15 protein-coding genes and 1 tRNA gene are annotated in these 14310 nt (G+C 63.5%); 7 read left to right on the forward strand and 9 right to left on the reverse strand.

Annotated elements, in window-relative coordinates:
- Nucleotides 1–103: 103 nt before the first annotated feature.
- A complete protein-coding gene (locus tag ABIE08_RS07240) occupies nt 104–1144 on the reverse strand; it encodes an ornithine cyclodeaminase (protein ID WP_354549870.1) in 1041 nt (346 codons plus the stop codon).
- A gap of 25 nt (nt 1145–1169) precedes the next feature.
- Nucleotides 1170–2120, reverse strand: coding sequence for a citrulline utilization hydrolase CtlX (ctlX, locus tag ABIE08_RS07245; RefSeq protein ID WP_354549871.1), 951 nt, complete (start codon nt 2118–2120; stop codon nt 1170–1172).
- A 135-nt stretch (nt 2121–2255) separates the two neighbouring features.
- Between ctlX and ABIE08_RS07250 the strand changes: the two genes are divergently transcribed.
- Entirely contained in the window at nt 2256–2681 is a 426-nt protein-coding gene (locus ABIE08_RS07250; protein WP_201402995.1) for an Lrp/AsnC family transcriptional regulator, read from the forward strand.
- Nucleotides 2682–2746: 65 nt separating this feature from the next.
- Here ABIE08_RS07250 and ABIE08_RS07255 read toward each other — a convergent pair whose 3' ends face one another.
- From ABIE08_RS07255 to ABIE08_RS07280, 6 genes are all read right to left on the reverse strand, one after another.
- The gene (locus tag ABIE08_RS07255; protein WP_354549872.1) at nt 2747–3706 is read right to left on the reverse strand and encodes an arginase family protein; all 960 of its coding nucleotides are present in this window, start codon (nt 3704–3706) and stop codon (nt 2747–2749) included.
- A gap of 31 nt (nt 3707–3737) precedes the next feature.
- Nucleotides 3738–4427: an ABC transporter permease gene (locus tag ABIE08_RS07260; protein ID WP_354549873.1), complete on the reverse strand. Its 690-nt coding sequence runs from the start codon at nt 4425–4427 to the stop codon at nt 3738–3740.
- Nucleotides 4424–5113, reverse strand: coding sequence for an ABC transporter permease (locus ABIE08_RS07265; protein WP_354549874.1), 690 nt, complete (start codon nt 5111–5113; stop codon nt 4424–4426). The genes ABIE08_RS07260 and ABIE08_RS07265 overlap by 4 nt, the downstream gene beginning before the upstream one ends.
- Nucleotides 5114–5122: 9 nt before the next feature.
- A complete protein-coding gene (locus ABIE08_RS07270; RefSeq protein ID WP_354549875.1) occupies nt 5123–5887 on the reverse strand; it encodes a transporter substrate-binding domain-containing protein in 765 nt (254 codons plus the stop codon).
- 96 nt (nt 5888–5983) lie between these two features.
- Nucleotides 5984–6757 carry an ABC transporter ATP-binding protein gene (locus ABIE08_RS07275; protein ID WP_266331222.1) on the reverse strand — a complete coding sequence of 258 codons (774 nt, stop codon included), beginning with the start codon at nt 6755–6757 and terminating at the stop codon, nt 5984–5986.
- Nucleotides 6758–6789: 32 nt separating this feature from the next.
- The gene (locus ABIE08_RS07280; protein WP_354549876.1) at nt 6790–7404 is read right to left on the reverse strand and encodes a helix-turn-helix domain-containing protein; all 615 of its coding nucleotides are present in this window, start codon (nt 7402–7404) and stop codon (nt 6790–6792) included.
- 403 nt (nt 7405–7807) lie between these two features.
- Here ABIE08_RS07280 and ABIE08_RS07285 point away from each other — a divergent pair, with 403 nt between their 5' ends.
- Complete coding sequence (locus tag ABIE08_RS07285) at nt 7808–8023, forward strand: hypothetical protein (protein ID WP_354549877.1); 216 nt, start codon at nt 7808–7810, stop codon at nt 8021–8023.
- 524 nt (nt 8024–8547) lie between these two features.
- Here ABIE08_RS07285 and ABIE08_RS07290 read toward each other — a convergent pair.
- Nucleotides 8548–8621 (reverse strand) — tRNA-Gln (locus tag ABIE08_RS07290).
- Nucleotides 8622–9046: 425 nt separating this feature from the next.
- Here ABIE08_RS07290 and ABIE08_RS07295 point away from each other — a divergent pair.
- The 5 genes from ABIE08_RS07295 to ABIE08_RS07315 all read left to right on the forward strand — a co-directional run bounded on the left by ABIE08_RS07295 (nt 9047) and on the right by ABIE08_RS07315 (nt 14213).
- Nucleotides 9047–9652, forward strand: a complete 606-nt coding sequence (locus tag ABIE08_RS07295; RefSeq protein WP_354549878.1) for a methyltransferase family protein — start codon at nt 9047–9049, stop codon at nt 9650–9652.
- A gap of 402 nt (nt 9653–10054) precedes the next feature.
- Complete coding sequence (locus tag ABIE08_RS07300; RefSeq protein WP_436409539.1) at nt 10055–11080, forward strand: ABC transporter substrate-binding protein; 1026 nt, start codon at nt 10055–10057, stop codon at nt 11078–11080.
- A 373-nt stretch (nt 11081–11453) separates the two neighbouring features.
- Nucleotides 11454–12338: an ABC transporter permease gene (locus tag ABIE08_RS07305; RefSeq protein ID WP_354549880.1), complete on the forward strand. Its 885-nt coding sequence runs from the start codon at nt 11454–11456 to the stop codon at nt 12336–12338.
- Nucleotides 12335–13120 (forward strand): ABC transporter permease, encoded by a 786-nt coding sequence (locus ABIE08_RS07310; protein ID WP_354549881.1) that lies wholly within the window; start codon nt 12335–12337, stop codon nt 13118–13120. Before ABIE08_RS07305 ends, ABIE08_RS07310 begins: the two co-directional genes overlap by 4 nt.
- A gap of 22 nt (nt 13121–13142) precedes the next feature.
- Entirely contained in the window at nt 13143–14213 is a 1071-nt protein-coding gene (locus ABIE08_RS07315; RefSeq protein WP_354549882.1) for an ABC transporter ATP-binding protein, read from the forward strand.
- Nucleotides 14214–14310: the final 97 nt, after the last annotated feature.

Raw genomic sequence — 14310 nt, forward strand, 5'->3', positions numbered from 1 at the left:
GGCGGTCGGGACAAGGCGTAACAGGAACAGGCTAACCCCGCGCGCGGCATCTGTGGACAGCGAGCGAGAGAGGCCTGCGGAGGAATCATCCAAAGCAGGCGCCTTAGGCGGCTGCGCGCAGCAGCATGCCGAAGAGGTCGCGCGGGTCGTCTGGGTCGGCGAGAAGGTCGAGCTCTTCGTAAAAGGCCGTACCCGCCAACTTGTCGCGGACATAGCGCAGGGCCGAGAAGTCCTCGGTGGCGAAGCCGACGGAGTCGAAAAGGGTGATCTGTCGCCCGTCGGTTCTGCCTTGCACGTCGCCGACGATGACGCGCCAGAGCTCCGTCACCGGGTGGTCGGACGGGAGCTGCTGGATCTCGCCCTCGATGCGCGTCTGCGGCGGGTATTCCACGAAGATGTCGGCGCGTCGCAGGATGGCGGCCTGAAGCTCGGTCTTGCCGGGGCAGTCGCCGCCGACCGCGTTGATATGGATTCCCGCGCCGACGAGATTGTCGGTGAGGATCGTCGCATTCTGCTTGTCGGCCGTGACGGTGGTGACGATCTCGGCGCCTTGTACCGCTTCCTCCGTCCCGTCGCAGATCGCAATGTCGAAGCCGAAGCCCTGGAGGTTCCGTCGGCATTTCTCGCTGGCCGCACGATCGATGTCGTAGAGGCGCAAGCGATCGACGCCGATCAGCGCCTTCATCGCCAGAGCCTGGAATTCGGCCTGCGCGCCGTTGCCAATGATCGCCATGGTCCGCGCGCCCTTGGGCGCCAGGTGCCGGGCGGCGACGGCGGAGGTCGCGGCGGTGCGCAGCGCGGTCAGGATCGTCATTTCGGTGAAGAGAACGGGATAGCCGTTCGCGACATCCGCCAGGACGCCGAAGGCAGTCACGGTCTGGCGACCGTCGCGCGTGTTCTTCGGGTGGCCGTTCACATATTTGAACCCGTAGGCCGCGCCATCGGACGTCGGCATCAACTCGATGACCCCGTCCGGCGAATGGGCGGCGACGCGCGCCACCTTGTCGAAGCTCTCCCAGCGCCGGAAGTCGTCCTCGACATAGGCGCAGAGCTCGAGAAGAAAGCGCTCGATGCCGATCGACAGCACGAGCTTCATCATGTGGTCGACGCTCACGAAGGGAACGACGTTCAGCTTGGGAGTCATGACTTTCGTCTCCACTTTCAGGCGGTCAGGCGAACGAAGCCGCGGCCCCGGAACGCGCGGCGAGATGGATGCCGGCAAGCATGCAGCGCACCGAACCACCCGCGAGCTCGACCGTCGGAACGTCGAGGGCCAGCAGGGGTGTGACGGCTTCGATGCTTTCGCGCTGCGCCGGCGTCAGCGAGGCCACGGCGCGTGACGAGATCGCGAGAAACCGCCCCCTGCTGCCTCGAAGTTCGAGCGCATTGCCGGCGAACTCGCCGATCTGCGCGTGGCTCAGCGGCACGACGATGCGACCGGTCTCCTCCAGCCGCGCGCGGATTTCGGCCCGGCGCGCCTCTCCAACGATCGTGTCGAGCCCGACCAGCGCAATCTCTGTGCCGACGCACATGATGACGTTGGTGTGGTAGATCTTCGCGCCGTTCGCATCGGCGGCTTCGAACAGCATGGGCTCGAAGTTGAAATGCGTGCAGAAGCGCTCCAGCGCGACCTCGTTGGTGCGGTTCGAGCGCGCCGCATAGGCGATGCGGCCGATATGGTCGAACACCATCGCGCCCGTGCCTTCCAGGAAGACATGGTCGGGCTCGAGGCCGGAATAATCGATGACGTCCTGGACGCGGTAGCGCTGCTTCAGCATCTCGATGACGTCGGAGCGGCGCTCGCGGCGCCGGCTCGGATTGAACATCGGATAGATCGCGACATGCCCGCCGGCATGGGTCGAGAACCAGTTGTTGGGAAAGACGGAGTCCGGTGTCGCCGTGGTCTCGTCCTCGAAGAGATGGACGGTGACGCCGGCTTCGCGCAGGCGTCCGGCCATGCGCGTTACCTCGTCGAAGGCCGCTTCCGCGATCTCGCCGCGCGTACGGAAGCCGTCCGCCGATTGGAAGACGTTATCCGCCGCCGTTTCGGGATTGGGTGTGAAATGGTGGGGACGGATCATCACGACGCCGGATGGCGCCTGGGCTGCGAAACCGCTCATGGCACTCGATTCAGGAGGTTGAAGAAGCCTGGAGAGACCGCAGAATAGGCGAGCAAAATGCCGGTCGAAATGTCAGTAATGGCGAAAAATGCATGCTATGCTACGCATCTTGCCAATGAAAATCGGACGTTTTGTATGTACCAGCTCGACGAGCTCGATCGAAGGATGATCGACGTCCTGCGCAGTGACGGACGCGCGCCCGTGTCCAAGCTCGCCGACATTCTGGGCGTCACGCGCGGCACGGTGCAGGCGCGCATCGACCGCCTTCTGGATAGCGGCGCGCTGCTCGGCTTCACGGTGCGCGTGCGACAGGATCATGACGCCAACGCGATCCGCGCGGTGATGATGATCGAGGTGGCGGGCAAGTCGACCACGGCGATCATCAAGCGCCTGCGCGGCATGCCGGAGCTTCATTCGCTGCACACAACTAACGGAAGCTGGGATCTGATCGCCGAGATCCGCGCTTCCTCCCTCCACGATTTCGACCGCGTCTTGCGCGAGGTCCGACAGATCGACGGCATTCTCAACAGCGAGACGAGCATTCTCCTCAGCTCTGTCTGAACGCAAAACGGCCTCCCAGGCGGATGCGCGGGAGGCCGTTCGAGCGGGATGACGATGAAGGGCGATCAGGCCTTCTGGCGGGCGATCAGGCCGAGCGCCGTCGTGATGACGCGCGCGAAGGTCAGAGCGCCGATGCCGTCGACGTCGCGCTCCGGCATGAACTCCACGAAGTCGACCGCCGCGATCCGACCGCGCGCCGCCGCGCCCCGGATGAGGTCGGTGATTTCGTCATAGGAGAGGCCGCCGGGCGAGCGGCCAATGACGCCCGGAACCAGGGACGGGTCCATCGCGTCGGCATCGACGCAGACGATGATGTCGCTTCCCTCGGGAATGAGGTCCAGCACCTTCTGGACGCCCGAACGGTGGAGTTCGCGCGCCGGAACGAAGGACACGCCCCATTTCACGGCATCCTCGTAGTCGCTCGTCGCGGCCGAGCCGATGCCCCGCGCGCCGACCTGCACGATGCGCTCGATATGCTCCATCTCGGAGGCGCGGCGCATGGTGGAGGAGAGACCCATCCGCTCGTCCATATGCGTTTCGCGCCAGTCGATATGAGCGTCGATCTGGAGAATGGTGAACTTGCGATCGCCGGCCATGTCGCCGATCGCCTGGAGCATGGGGATCGGGATGGAATCGTCGCCGCCCAGAAGCACCGGAACGGCGTTCCGCTCCAGGATCGTGCGCACCGCGCCGCGGATCGCGTCGCGGTTGGCGGCTCCGTCCGCTTCATCGAAGGCGAGATCGCCGCAATCCACCGCGCGAAGGCGCCGCTCGGGGAAGACCTGGCCCCCGATGTCGAAATCGTGGCGTTCGAGATTGGCCGTAAGCGAGGCCGTCGCGCGGCGCAGCGCGTCCGGCGCGTTGCGGCAATAGGCACCGACGGCGCGGTAGGGCGTCGCGCAGGGAACGCCGAGGATCGCGATCGGCGCGTTCAGAGTGGCGAGGTCGTCGCAGGCATCGAGGCCGAGGAAGGTCGAGGTTTCGCCCGCGCCGAACAGGGCGCCGAGATCGGGCTTCTGGTTCATGGAAGGATGATCCTTGCTGGAAAGGACGCGGTCAGAGCCGCGCCTGGAGGTAGCCGGCCCAGCGGTGCTGGGCGAACTGGAAAAGCAGGACGAGCACGAGCGTCAGCACGAGATAGATCGCGGCTGCGGTCACATAGGGCTCGAACATGATGTAGTAGTTCAGCGCGATGTTGCGGGCGACGCCGGTGACTTCCAGCAGCGTCACGGTGCTGGCGAGCGACGTCGCGTGGAGCATCATCACCGTTTCGTTGCCATAGAGCGTCAGCGAGCGCGTCAGCATGGCCGGCAGAAGAATGCGCCGCGCCCGCGTGAAGGGCGACATGCCGTAGGCGCGCGCCGCCTCGATCTCCCCCACCGGCAGATGTCGAAGACTGCCGGCGAAGATCTCCGTCGTATAGGCCGTCGTGTTCAGGACGAAGGTCAGGATGACGCAGACGAGCGCGCTCGACAGCCACGGCCAAAGGAGGCTCTCGCGCACGAGATCGAACTGCGCGAGCCCGTAGTAGATCAGGAACAGCTGGACGAGGAGCGGCGTGCCGCGAAACACCAGCGTATAGAGGGCGATCGCATTGCGCAGGAACGGGTTGTGCGAATTGCGCCCGAGCGCCAGCGGCATCGCCAGAACGAAAGAGATGGCGAGCGAGGCGACGGTGAGGAGCACCGTCAGCTTCGCGCCCTGGGCATAGAAGCCGAGATTCTCGACGATGATATCCCAGCTCATCGGGCAAGTTCCTTCACGCCAAGCTCATAGCGCTTGGCGGCGCGGGAAAGGAGGAAGAGCGAAATGGCGGTGATCGCGAGATAGAAGCCGCCGGCAAGCAGGTAGAAGGTGAAGGGCTTGGCCGTCGCCTCCGCCGCGCCCTTGGCCCGGAACATGACATCCTGGAGGCCGAGCAGCGAAACGAGCGCCGTCGCCTTGGCGAGCACCAGCCAGTTGTTGGTGAAGCCGGGCAGCGCGAGGCGCATCATCTGCGGCAGGAGGATGCGCCAGAAGATGCGGAACCGTCCGAGCCCGTAAGCTTCGGCAGCCTCGAGCTGGCCCTTGGGAATGTTCATCAGGGCGCCGCGAAAGGTCTCGGCCATGTAGGCGCCGAAAATGAGCCCCAGCGTCGCAGCCCCCGCCCCGAATGGGCTGAACTCGATATAGACGTCATAGCCCCAGTCCTGCGCCGCCTGGCTGAGCAGCGCGGGTACGGAATAGAAAACGAGAAGCATCATGACGAGGTCCGGGATGCCTCGGACCACGGAGGTATAGAGCGTGGCGGTGACGCGCAGCGCCCGCGAGCGGGAAAGCCTCGCGAGCGCTGCCGCGATGCCGATCACGACGGCCAGTATCAGGGATACGAAGGCCAGCGACAGGGTGATCCACCCCGCCGCCAGCACAGATATGACATAGCCGCCGAGCATCGATCAGCCCTAGCTTTTGCCGAAATACTTGGCGTCGATCGCCGCGAGCTCGCCGTTCTCGCGGATTTTGGCGAGGCCGGCATTGATCTTCGCGAGGAGGTCGGCGTTGCGGCGGTTGATTGCGATCGCGACGCCCTCGCCAAATTCCGGCGCGTCCTTGCCGGTATATTGCGGGCCGACGAGCTCGAATGTCTCGGCGTTGTCGCCATTGAGGAAGGCGTGCGTGATCTGCGCCTCGTAGCTCATGTGGAGATCGGCGCGGCCGGCGGTGAGCTCCAGATAGGGGGCGCTGCCGCCGTCGTAGCGCTTGATCGTCGCCTTAGGGAAGGTCTTGGTGACGAAGGCGTCCATCGGCGTGCCGGTCTGGACGGCGATGATCTTGCCGGCGAGCCCGTCCGGGCTGATGTCGAGATCGGCGCCCTTCTTGGCGACGAAGCGGAAAGTCGGATGCGAATAGATGTCGCTGAAGGCCATGATCTTGCGGCGCGCGTCGGTGACGGTCAGCTGCGAGATCAGCGCGTCATACTTGCCGGCGGTAAGCCCGGGGATCATGCCGTCCCAGGCGGCGGCAATAATGTTGCAGTCGAGTTCCGCCGCCTTGCAGACGGCGCTCATCAGATCGATGTCGTAGCCGACGAGCTTGCCGTTCGCGTCGACGGACTCGAAGGGCGGGAAGGTGGCGTCGGTCGCGATCGTCACCTGCTCGGCGATCGCCGGCGAGAGCGAAGCCAGAGCGATGAAGCCGCCGAGAAAGAGGGTAGAAAGTTTCGTCATGGGAAGTCTCGTTCTCTGAAAGGGTTATTTGGCATTGCATCCGGCGCCGGGCCCTGGCGCCGAAATCTCGTGAGCCGCAATCGGCGCGGCGATGGTTCAGGACTGAAGGCGACCTGCCAGAAACTGTCGTAGGCGCGGGCTCTCCGGGTTGCCGAACACGGCCTCGGGCGAGCCTTCCTCCTCGACGCGCCCCTCGTGCAGGAACATGACCTTCGAGGAGAGATGGCGCGCAAAACCCATTTCGTGCGTGACGACGATCATGGTCCTGCCTTCCTCGGCAAGTGTCTGCATGACACGCAGCACCTCGCCGACGAGTTCGGGATCGAGTGCCGAGGTCGGCTCGTCGAAGAGCATCACGTCGGGATCCATGGTCAGCGCGCGGGCGATTGCGACGCGCTGCTGCTGGCCGCCGGAAAGCTGGGAGGGATAGCGCTCGTAGGTTTCCGGCTTCATGCCGACCTTGGCGAGATTGGCCTTGGCGCGCTCCACCGCTTCCTTGCGGGATACGCCGAGCACGCTGACGGGGGCCTCGGTCACGTTGTCGAGGACACTCATATGCGACCAGAGGCAGAAGTTCTGGAACACCATGGCGAGGCGCGAGCGAATGCGCTGCAGCTGGCTGGCGCTTTTCGCGCGCAGGGTTCCATCGCGGCGGTCGGCCACGAGATCCAGGACCTCGCCGCTGACGCGGATCGTGCCGCGGTTCGGACGCTCCAGCATGTTGATGCAGCGCAGGAACGTACTCTTGCCGGACCCGGAAGAGCCGATGATCGAGATGACGTCCCCCGCCGCGGCGTCGAGGCCGATGCCCTTCAGGACTTCGGTATCGCCAAAGCGCTTGTGAATATCGGTGACGTGGAGCTTCTGCATGGCGGCCTCGGGGAAAAGCTTGGGAAGGCCGGTCAGGCCGGGGGCGGCACGATCATCCAGAGCGTGACGCAAGGCTCGCTCGCTGACGGGTTTTGCCAGGTATGCGGAATCTTCGGGTCAAAGCTCAGCGTGTCGCCGGAGGTCATGTGGTAGTCCTCGCCGCCGACGGAGATGTCGAGTTCACCGCTGATGACGTGCACGACGTCGAGATCGGCGCGGATGGCGTAGGCCTCGGGGCCGGATCCACCGCCCGGCTCGATCACGGAATGGAGCGTCATCATGTGTTCGTTGCCGACGCCGCCGACGATGCGCTCGCGCATGCCGACACCGCCGAGATTGATCGGCGCGCCCTGCCCCGCCTTGACGAAGCTCGTCGCCGGCGGATCGAAGATCGCCCCCGGCTTTACGTCGATCGCGTCGCAGATGCGCAGAAGCGATGCTATAGATGCCTGTACGAGATCGCGCTCGAAGCGGCTGAGGAAGGATTTGCTGACGCCGGCCTTCGCCGCCACGACATCAATCGAGATGTTTTTCTGCTGCCGGAATGCGCGCAGCCGTGCACCAACGTTGAAGCCGTTCGGGGACGCAGGCACGTCCTCGACCGCAGGCTCTGTCGTGTCGTCACAGATGGTGGAAGACCGTTCCATCCGCCCTCCGAAGGTTGCTCTATACGCAACTTTTCATCAAACGGATTTGAACGCAATACTGGATTTCTAGGCGGGATTGATTTGTTGCTGGTTGCTCATTGAGAAACCAACCTGCCTAAACTCGCTGCAGGTTCTTCGTGGTTTCTGCCACTTTAGCGGGCCAGGTGCCGTCAAGAGTCGGGGAGAATGGTAAACCCGAATGCCTCAATGCCATCTCAGCCTCAGCAGCAGCTTGAATAGCGCCGAGTCTCGTAGACAGCTTCCTTCTTAATCTTGAGGTGGTAGGCCTATATGGGCAAAGCTAATTTTCAGCGCGGATTGAGCGTGACGCAGTGCTTCAGATCACGGGGCGACGCCGGAGCAGTGCCTCTTCGCCCTGCAGCAGTGTCACGCTGACGTTGTCATGCGCGGTACGCCCCGCTTCTCCTTTTCCAGCGTATCAATGGTCAGGGGCTTCCTTACTGATCCGACCCTCGAATTCCCGGACGTATTCGTCGCCGAAGTCCGCGCCGCCTCGGCCGACTTCGACGTCTCCGCTCAAGATCGCAGCGAGCGACCAGAGTGCTATTCCGGATTTCCTGCGCTGAGTTCATTTTTCCATGGCGAAGGCTCGCCATGAGCTCATCGCGATACGACCGCGCTCGAAAGAATGAATTTCGTATCCGTGAGCTTTATGGGTCCGTTCCAAAATCGCTTTCAGGGAAGCGTAGATCCCGCCCTGCCACTCACGCCGGTCCACCGAGAATTGGGCGGCATCACTCGGGGAGATCGGCGCATGAAGAAGCCTACATACATACCGGTGCCGGCGGTCATAGCCCTCAACCAAGAGAGTTGCTGGAGCTAGTTGCGGCAACTTGAGAGCTTTCTTTAGGAGCTCCACTCGCTCCTCAGCTTCGAGGCGCTGCAAGGCGGTGCCGGGATGAATACGGCCCCTGGCGGCACTCAGGACGTTGGGCGAATTGAGCTTGGCCTTGGCATGAGTTGCGAGCCGCGCAGCGGCGTAAGGGAATACACTGCCAATCGCTACGGCGGAATTTTCCGTGCCGACATAGTTTTTCCACAGCCCGGCGAGCTAACAAAGGGCTCTAATGAACCCTGCTAATGAGAAAATCTAAGCATTTGACTTTGTTGATAAAAGCGGAGTGGCTGGGGAACCTGGATTCGAACCAAGACTAACGGAGTCAGAGTCCGTCGTTCTACCGTTAAACTATTCCCCAACAAGGCCGTTTGGCTGTCTCGCCGAATGTGCCGATCGATCGATCCGCCGGGAGACGTTTGCCGCTGGCCGCGCCGTGGGTGTGGAGATAGGGGGTTTCGGCGGCCCGGTCAAGCGACTGTTTCGGCAATCCCTTCGCAATCCACAGCCCCCAAAATACCGCCTCCCGGAATTTCGGCGCGTCCTCCTGCGCCGCCACGGGATCTCGCTCCGCATCCCCGCCACGCTAGCGGTTACCCCGAAAGCCGCCTCCCCGTTCACCGGCCCCGCCCCCTCGCCCGCCAGCGCCACCTCTTCGCGATGCATCGCCCGGCCCACCGCCGAGCCGAGCGTCGATGCCGCAGCGATTCAAATGCCTTCGCCAGGCCGGATTGGCTACAATGCGGACCCAAGCGAAATTCTCCTTCCTCCTGCGGCGGGCACAATGTGCGAACAGTAGCGCTCAACCAGAGACTGCGTATCCATCTCGTTCAGCTCGGCGCGCTGATCTTCGCCCTGCTTCTGCTGCTGGTGCGGCCCTACTGGACCGGGCAGATCCATGAGTTCCTCGAATCCGCGGGCTTCTGCCTGGTGCTCGTCTGCGTCGCCGGGAGAATGTGGAGCATTCTCTATATCGGCTCGCGCAAGAACCGCGCCCTGACCACGCTCGGCCCCTATTCGATGACGCGAAACCCGCTCTATCTGTTTTCGACGATCGGCGCGGTCGGGGTCGGGCTGATCTTCGGATCCGTCTTGATCGCGTTGATGCTGGGCGTGTTCAGCTACATCGCCTTCACCATGACCGCCACCAAGGAAGCGGATCACCTGAGGACGCTGTTTGGCGATGAATTCGTCGCCTATGCCGCGCAGACGCCGCTGTTCTGGCCGAATTTCTCGCTCTATCGCGACAGCCCCGACGTCGCCTTCTCCACCCACGCGCTGAAGCGGACCTTTCTGGACGGGCTGCTGTTCCTGGCGATCTTCCCGCTGATGGAAGCGCTCGAATATGTCCAGAATCTCGACTTCCTGCCCGCGCTGGCGTGGCTCTACTGATCGGCCCCCGCGGGCAAATGCTCCTTCCCTTGTGACCCGCAGCCATTTCACGAGGCGGCTTACGAGTCTCGGACGGCTGCGCTAAGCTTCCTGCCGCCGGGCGCGTCTCGTGCGCCAGGCAGAGGGGAATCGGAGGCATTGGGAAGCGCTGGAGTTGTGCCAAACTTTGACAAAGCCGGCGAAAAGCCGCGAGGCGCCTCGACTCCGAGCGACATCCAAGCTTCAAGAATGCGTGCTAGCGTTGAAAGTAGACGGCTTATCATCAGGCTGGCCAAGGGGCCGTGCCGGGGCAACGGGGCGATACGTCGCCGAGGGAGAAGAAGCATGAAGACGAACTGGATGCGGATTTCGGTTTCCGCACTTGCCATCTGCGCGACATCCGGCGTGGCGCTCGGCCAGAACATGGACGAGCTGATCGCAGCGGCGAAGAAGGAAGGCCAGCTCACGACCATCGCCCTCCCGCATGATTGGTGCGGCTATGGCGGCGTCATCGAAGGCTTCAAGGCCAAGTACGGCATCGCCGTCAACGAGCTCAACCCCGACGCCGGCTCGGGCGACGAGATCGAGGCAATCAAGGCCAACAAGGGCAATACCGGCCCGCAGGCGCCCGACGTCATCGATGTCGGCCTCTCCTTCGGCCCCTCGGCCAAGGCCGAAGGCCTCCTGCAGCCCTACAAGGTCTCAACCTGGGACACGATCCCGGACGCCGCCAAGGACGCCGAAGGCTACTGGTACGGCGATTATTACGGCGTGCTGTCGTTCCTGGTGAACACCGACATCGTCAAGACCGTGCCGAAGGACTGGCCGGACCTGCTCGCCGACGACCTCGCCAATTCGGTGGCGCTGGCCGGTGACCCGCGCGTCGCCAACCAGGCGATCCAGGGCGTGTTCGCCGCCGGCCTTTCCGGCGACAAGGGCGACGTCGCCAAGGCGGGCGAGGAAGGCCTCAAGTTCTTCGCCGAGCTGAACAAGAAGGGCAATTTCGTGCCCGTCATCGGCAAGTCGGCGTCGCTGGCCCAAGGCTCGACCCCTGTGATCATCGCCTGGGACTACAATGCGCTCAGCTGGCGCGACATTCTCAAGGGCAACCCGGCCGCAGAGGTCGTCGTGCCGAAGACGGGCGTCGTCGCTGGCGTCTATGTCCAGGCAATCAGCGCCTATGCGCCCCATCCGAACGCCGCCAAGCTGTGGATGGAATATCTCTATTCGGACGAGGGCCAGCTCGGCTGGCTGAAGGGCTATTGCCACCCGATCCGCTTCGACGATCTCGCCAAGAACGGCAAGATCCCGGCCGACCTGCTCGCCAAGCTGCCGCCGGCGGAATCCTATGCCAAGGCCATCTTCCCGACGGTCGCGCAGCAGAACGCTTCCAAGGAAGTGATCTCCAAGCAGTGGGATACGGTCGTCGGCGCGGAAGTCGCCAAGTAGTCGACGATTCCGGCCCCGCTCCCCGGGGCTGACGCGAAAGAGAAGAGCCTGGTTCCGCCAGGCTCTTTTTTATCCCTTTGCCGGCTATGGCAGGATCCATCCAGGTGGAATCCGGCTTCTCACCTCTCCCGGCGGGAGAGGTCGGACCGCAGGTCCGGGTGAGGGGTTAGGGAACCTTGAGGAGAGGGTGTAAACCCTCACCCGCCGGCCTACGGCCGTCGACCTCTCCCTCAGGGAGAGGTGAGGATCATGCCGGCGAAGCCTGCTCTAAAAGCGATACTGGGCCGTCCGTTTATTTCGGCCCTGCCCCTTGCCTCTTCTCGGGTGCGCCAGCATCCTGCATTCCAGAACCGACGGCCAGCACAGGGTGCCCATGGCTCAATCGACAGTCGAGATCGCCACCACGAAGCCGCGCCCGATGTCGCTGAGCTGGCTTGGCGTCGTGCCTTTCCTGATCTTCGCGCTGATGTTCCTGATCCTGCCGGCCGGCTATCTGGTGATCGGCGCGTTTCAGACGCCCGATGGCAGCTTCACGCTGCAGAACATCGCCAATCTGAACCAGCCGACGATCATCAAGGCCTACCGGATGAGTATCGCGATCAGCGCGGCCTCCGCCCTGCTTGGCTCGCTGCTCGGCTTCGCGCTGGCGCTGGCTATCGTGCTGGGCAAGCTGCCGCGATGGGTGCGGCCGATGCTGATGACCTTTTCCGGCGTCGCCTCGCAATTCGCCGGCGTGCCGCTCGCCTTTGCCTTCCTGGCGACACTGGGGCGAACCGGCCTGGTAACGGCGCTGCTGTTCAACATCTTCGGCATCAACATCTATCGCTATGGCTTCAACCTGCTGAGCTTCTCCGGGCTGACCCTCACCTATCTCTATTTCCAGATCCCGCTGATGGTGCTGATCCTGACGCCGGCGCTGGACGGCTTGAAGCGCGAATGGCGCGAGGCCTCGTCGATCCTGGGTGCCTCGACCTGGCAGTATTGGCGCATGATCGCGCTGCCAATCCTGTGGCCGAGCCTGCTCGGCGCCTTCATGCTGCTCTTCGCCAATTCCTTTGGCGCGATCGCGACGGCCTATGCGCTGACCGGCTCGTCGCTCAACATCATCACCATCCTGCTCTACGCGCAGATCCGCGGCGACGTGCTGCATGACCCCAATCTCGGCTATGCGCTGGCGCTGGGCATGATCCTGATCACCGGCATCTCGAACGGCATCTATATCTGGCTGAGCTCGCGCACCGGGCGGTGGATCCGATGAAAGAATCCCGCTTCTTCCCCTGGCTCGGCGTCATCTTCGGCGCGACCTATTTTCTCGTGCCACTGATCGCGACGTTCGAATTCTCGCTGCGTATGGAGCGCGGCCGCTATTCGTTCGAGGCCTATCGCATCGTCCTGGCCGATCCCTATTTCCAGGCGAGCTTCGGCTATTCGGCTGTGATCGCCGTCTGCACCATTCTCGTCGGCATCGCGCTTTCGGTGCCGACGGCCTATGTCGTCCAGCTGAAGCTGCCGCGCCTGCGCCCGATCGTCGAGTTCATCACGCTGCTGCCGCTGGTCATTCCGGCGATCGTCATCGTGTTCGGCTATCTCCGGATGTACAATTCCTCGTCCTGGCTGCCGCTCACCTCCAGCGCGCGCGGAACCGATCTTCTGCTGACCTTCAGCTATGTCACGCTCGCCCTGCCCTACATGTATCGCTCGGTCGATACCGGGCTTCGCGCGATCGATGTGCGGACCCTGACGGAAGCGGCGCAGAGCCTGGGCAGTTCGTGGCCGCGCATCCTGCTGACGGTGATCCTGCCCAATGTCCGCGTCGCGGTTCTTTCGGGCGCGTTCCTGACCTTTGCGATCGTCATCGGCGAATTCACCATGGCAAGCCTGCTGAACCGCCCGGCCTTCGGTCCGTATCTGCAGCGGATCGGCGCCAATCGCGCCTATGAGCCGGCGGCGCTTGCCATCATTGCCTTCGCCATCACCTGGGCCTGCATGGGCCTGATCAATCTATTCGCGGCCATGGGTCGACAGACCACACGTCGTTGAACGAGTTTCCAAGGAAGCGAACATGGCATTCCTGACGATCGAGAAATTGGTCAAGACATTCGGCGCCCAGACCACGGTCAAGGGCGTCGATCTCGCCGTCGAGCGGGGCGAGTTCGTGACGCTGCTCGGCCCCAGCGGCTGCGGCAAGACGACGATCCTGCGTATGATCGCGGGTTTCGAGACCGCCACGAGCGGCACGATCCGCATCGATGGCAAGGACGTCACGAATCTGCGCCCCAACCAGCGCCATATCGGCATGGTGTTCCAGGCCTACGCGCTGTTCCCCAACATGAGCGTCGCCGACAACATCGCCTTCGGCCTCAAGGTCGCGCGGAAGTCGTCGGCCGAGATCGCGGCGCGGGTCAAGGAGATGCTGGAGCTCATCAAGCTGCCGGATCTCGGCGATCGCTATCCCTATCAGCTGTCCGGCGGCCAGCAGCAGCGCGTGGCTCTGGCCCGCGCGCTCGCGGTCAAACCGCAGATCCTGCTGCTCGACGAGCCGCTCTCCGCGCTCGACGCGAAGATCCGCATCTCGCTGCGCGAGGAAATCCGCGCGGTGCAGCGTGCGCTCGGGATCACGACGATCTTCGTGACGCATGACCAGGAAGAAGCGCTCTCCATGTCGGATCGCATCTGCGTCATCAACGAGGGCAAGATCGAGCAGCTCGGCACGCCGTTCGAGATCTACAACTATCCAAAGACGCGCTTTGTGGCGTCCTTCGTCGGCACGCTCAACATCCTGAACGGCCGCGTGCTCGATTCGACCTCGGGCCGGCTTTCGATCGACGACCAGGAAGTGGTCACCGCGCGCGAGATCGGCGGCGCCAGCACCGGGGACACCCTCTCCCTCGCGCTGCGTCCGGAAGCGCTCTCGATCGGCCACGCCAATGGCGGCAGCAATAATCTGACCGGCACGATCGACGAGGTGCATTTCCTCGGCTCCGTCGTCCGCATCCGCGTCCGTTTCAAGGACAACATCGTCTCGCTCGACACCTTCAACCGCCCCCACAGCGCCCCGCCCCAGCGCGGCCAGCCGGTGACGGTGAACTTTACGCGGGAAGATATCCTAGTGCTGGACCGCCCGGCGATCTGAGGCACGGGCCGATTCAAAGCCGACCCTACCGGCTTGGAGGCAGTCCCCTTCACCTTTCCCTGATGAAGCATTCGCATGACCGAGGTTCGGGGTTGTG

This window comes from Kaistia defluvii (genome assembly GCF_040548815.1).
In the GTDB taxonomy this organism is placed as follows: domain Bacteria; phylum Pseudomonadota; class Alphaproteobacteria; order Rhizobiales; family Kaistiaceae; genus Kaistia; species Kaistia defluvii_A.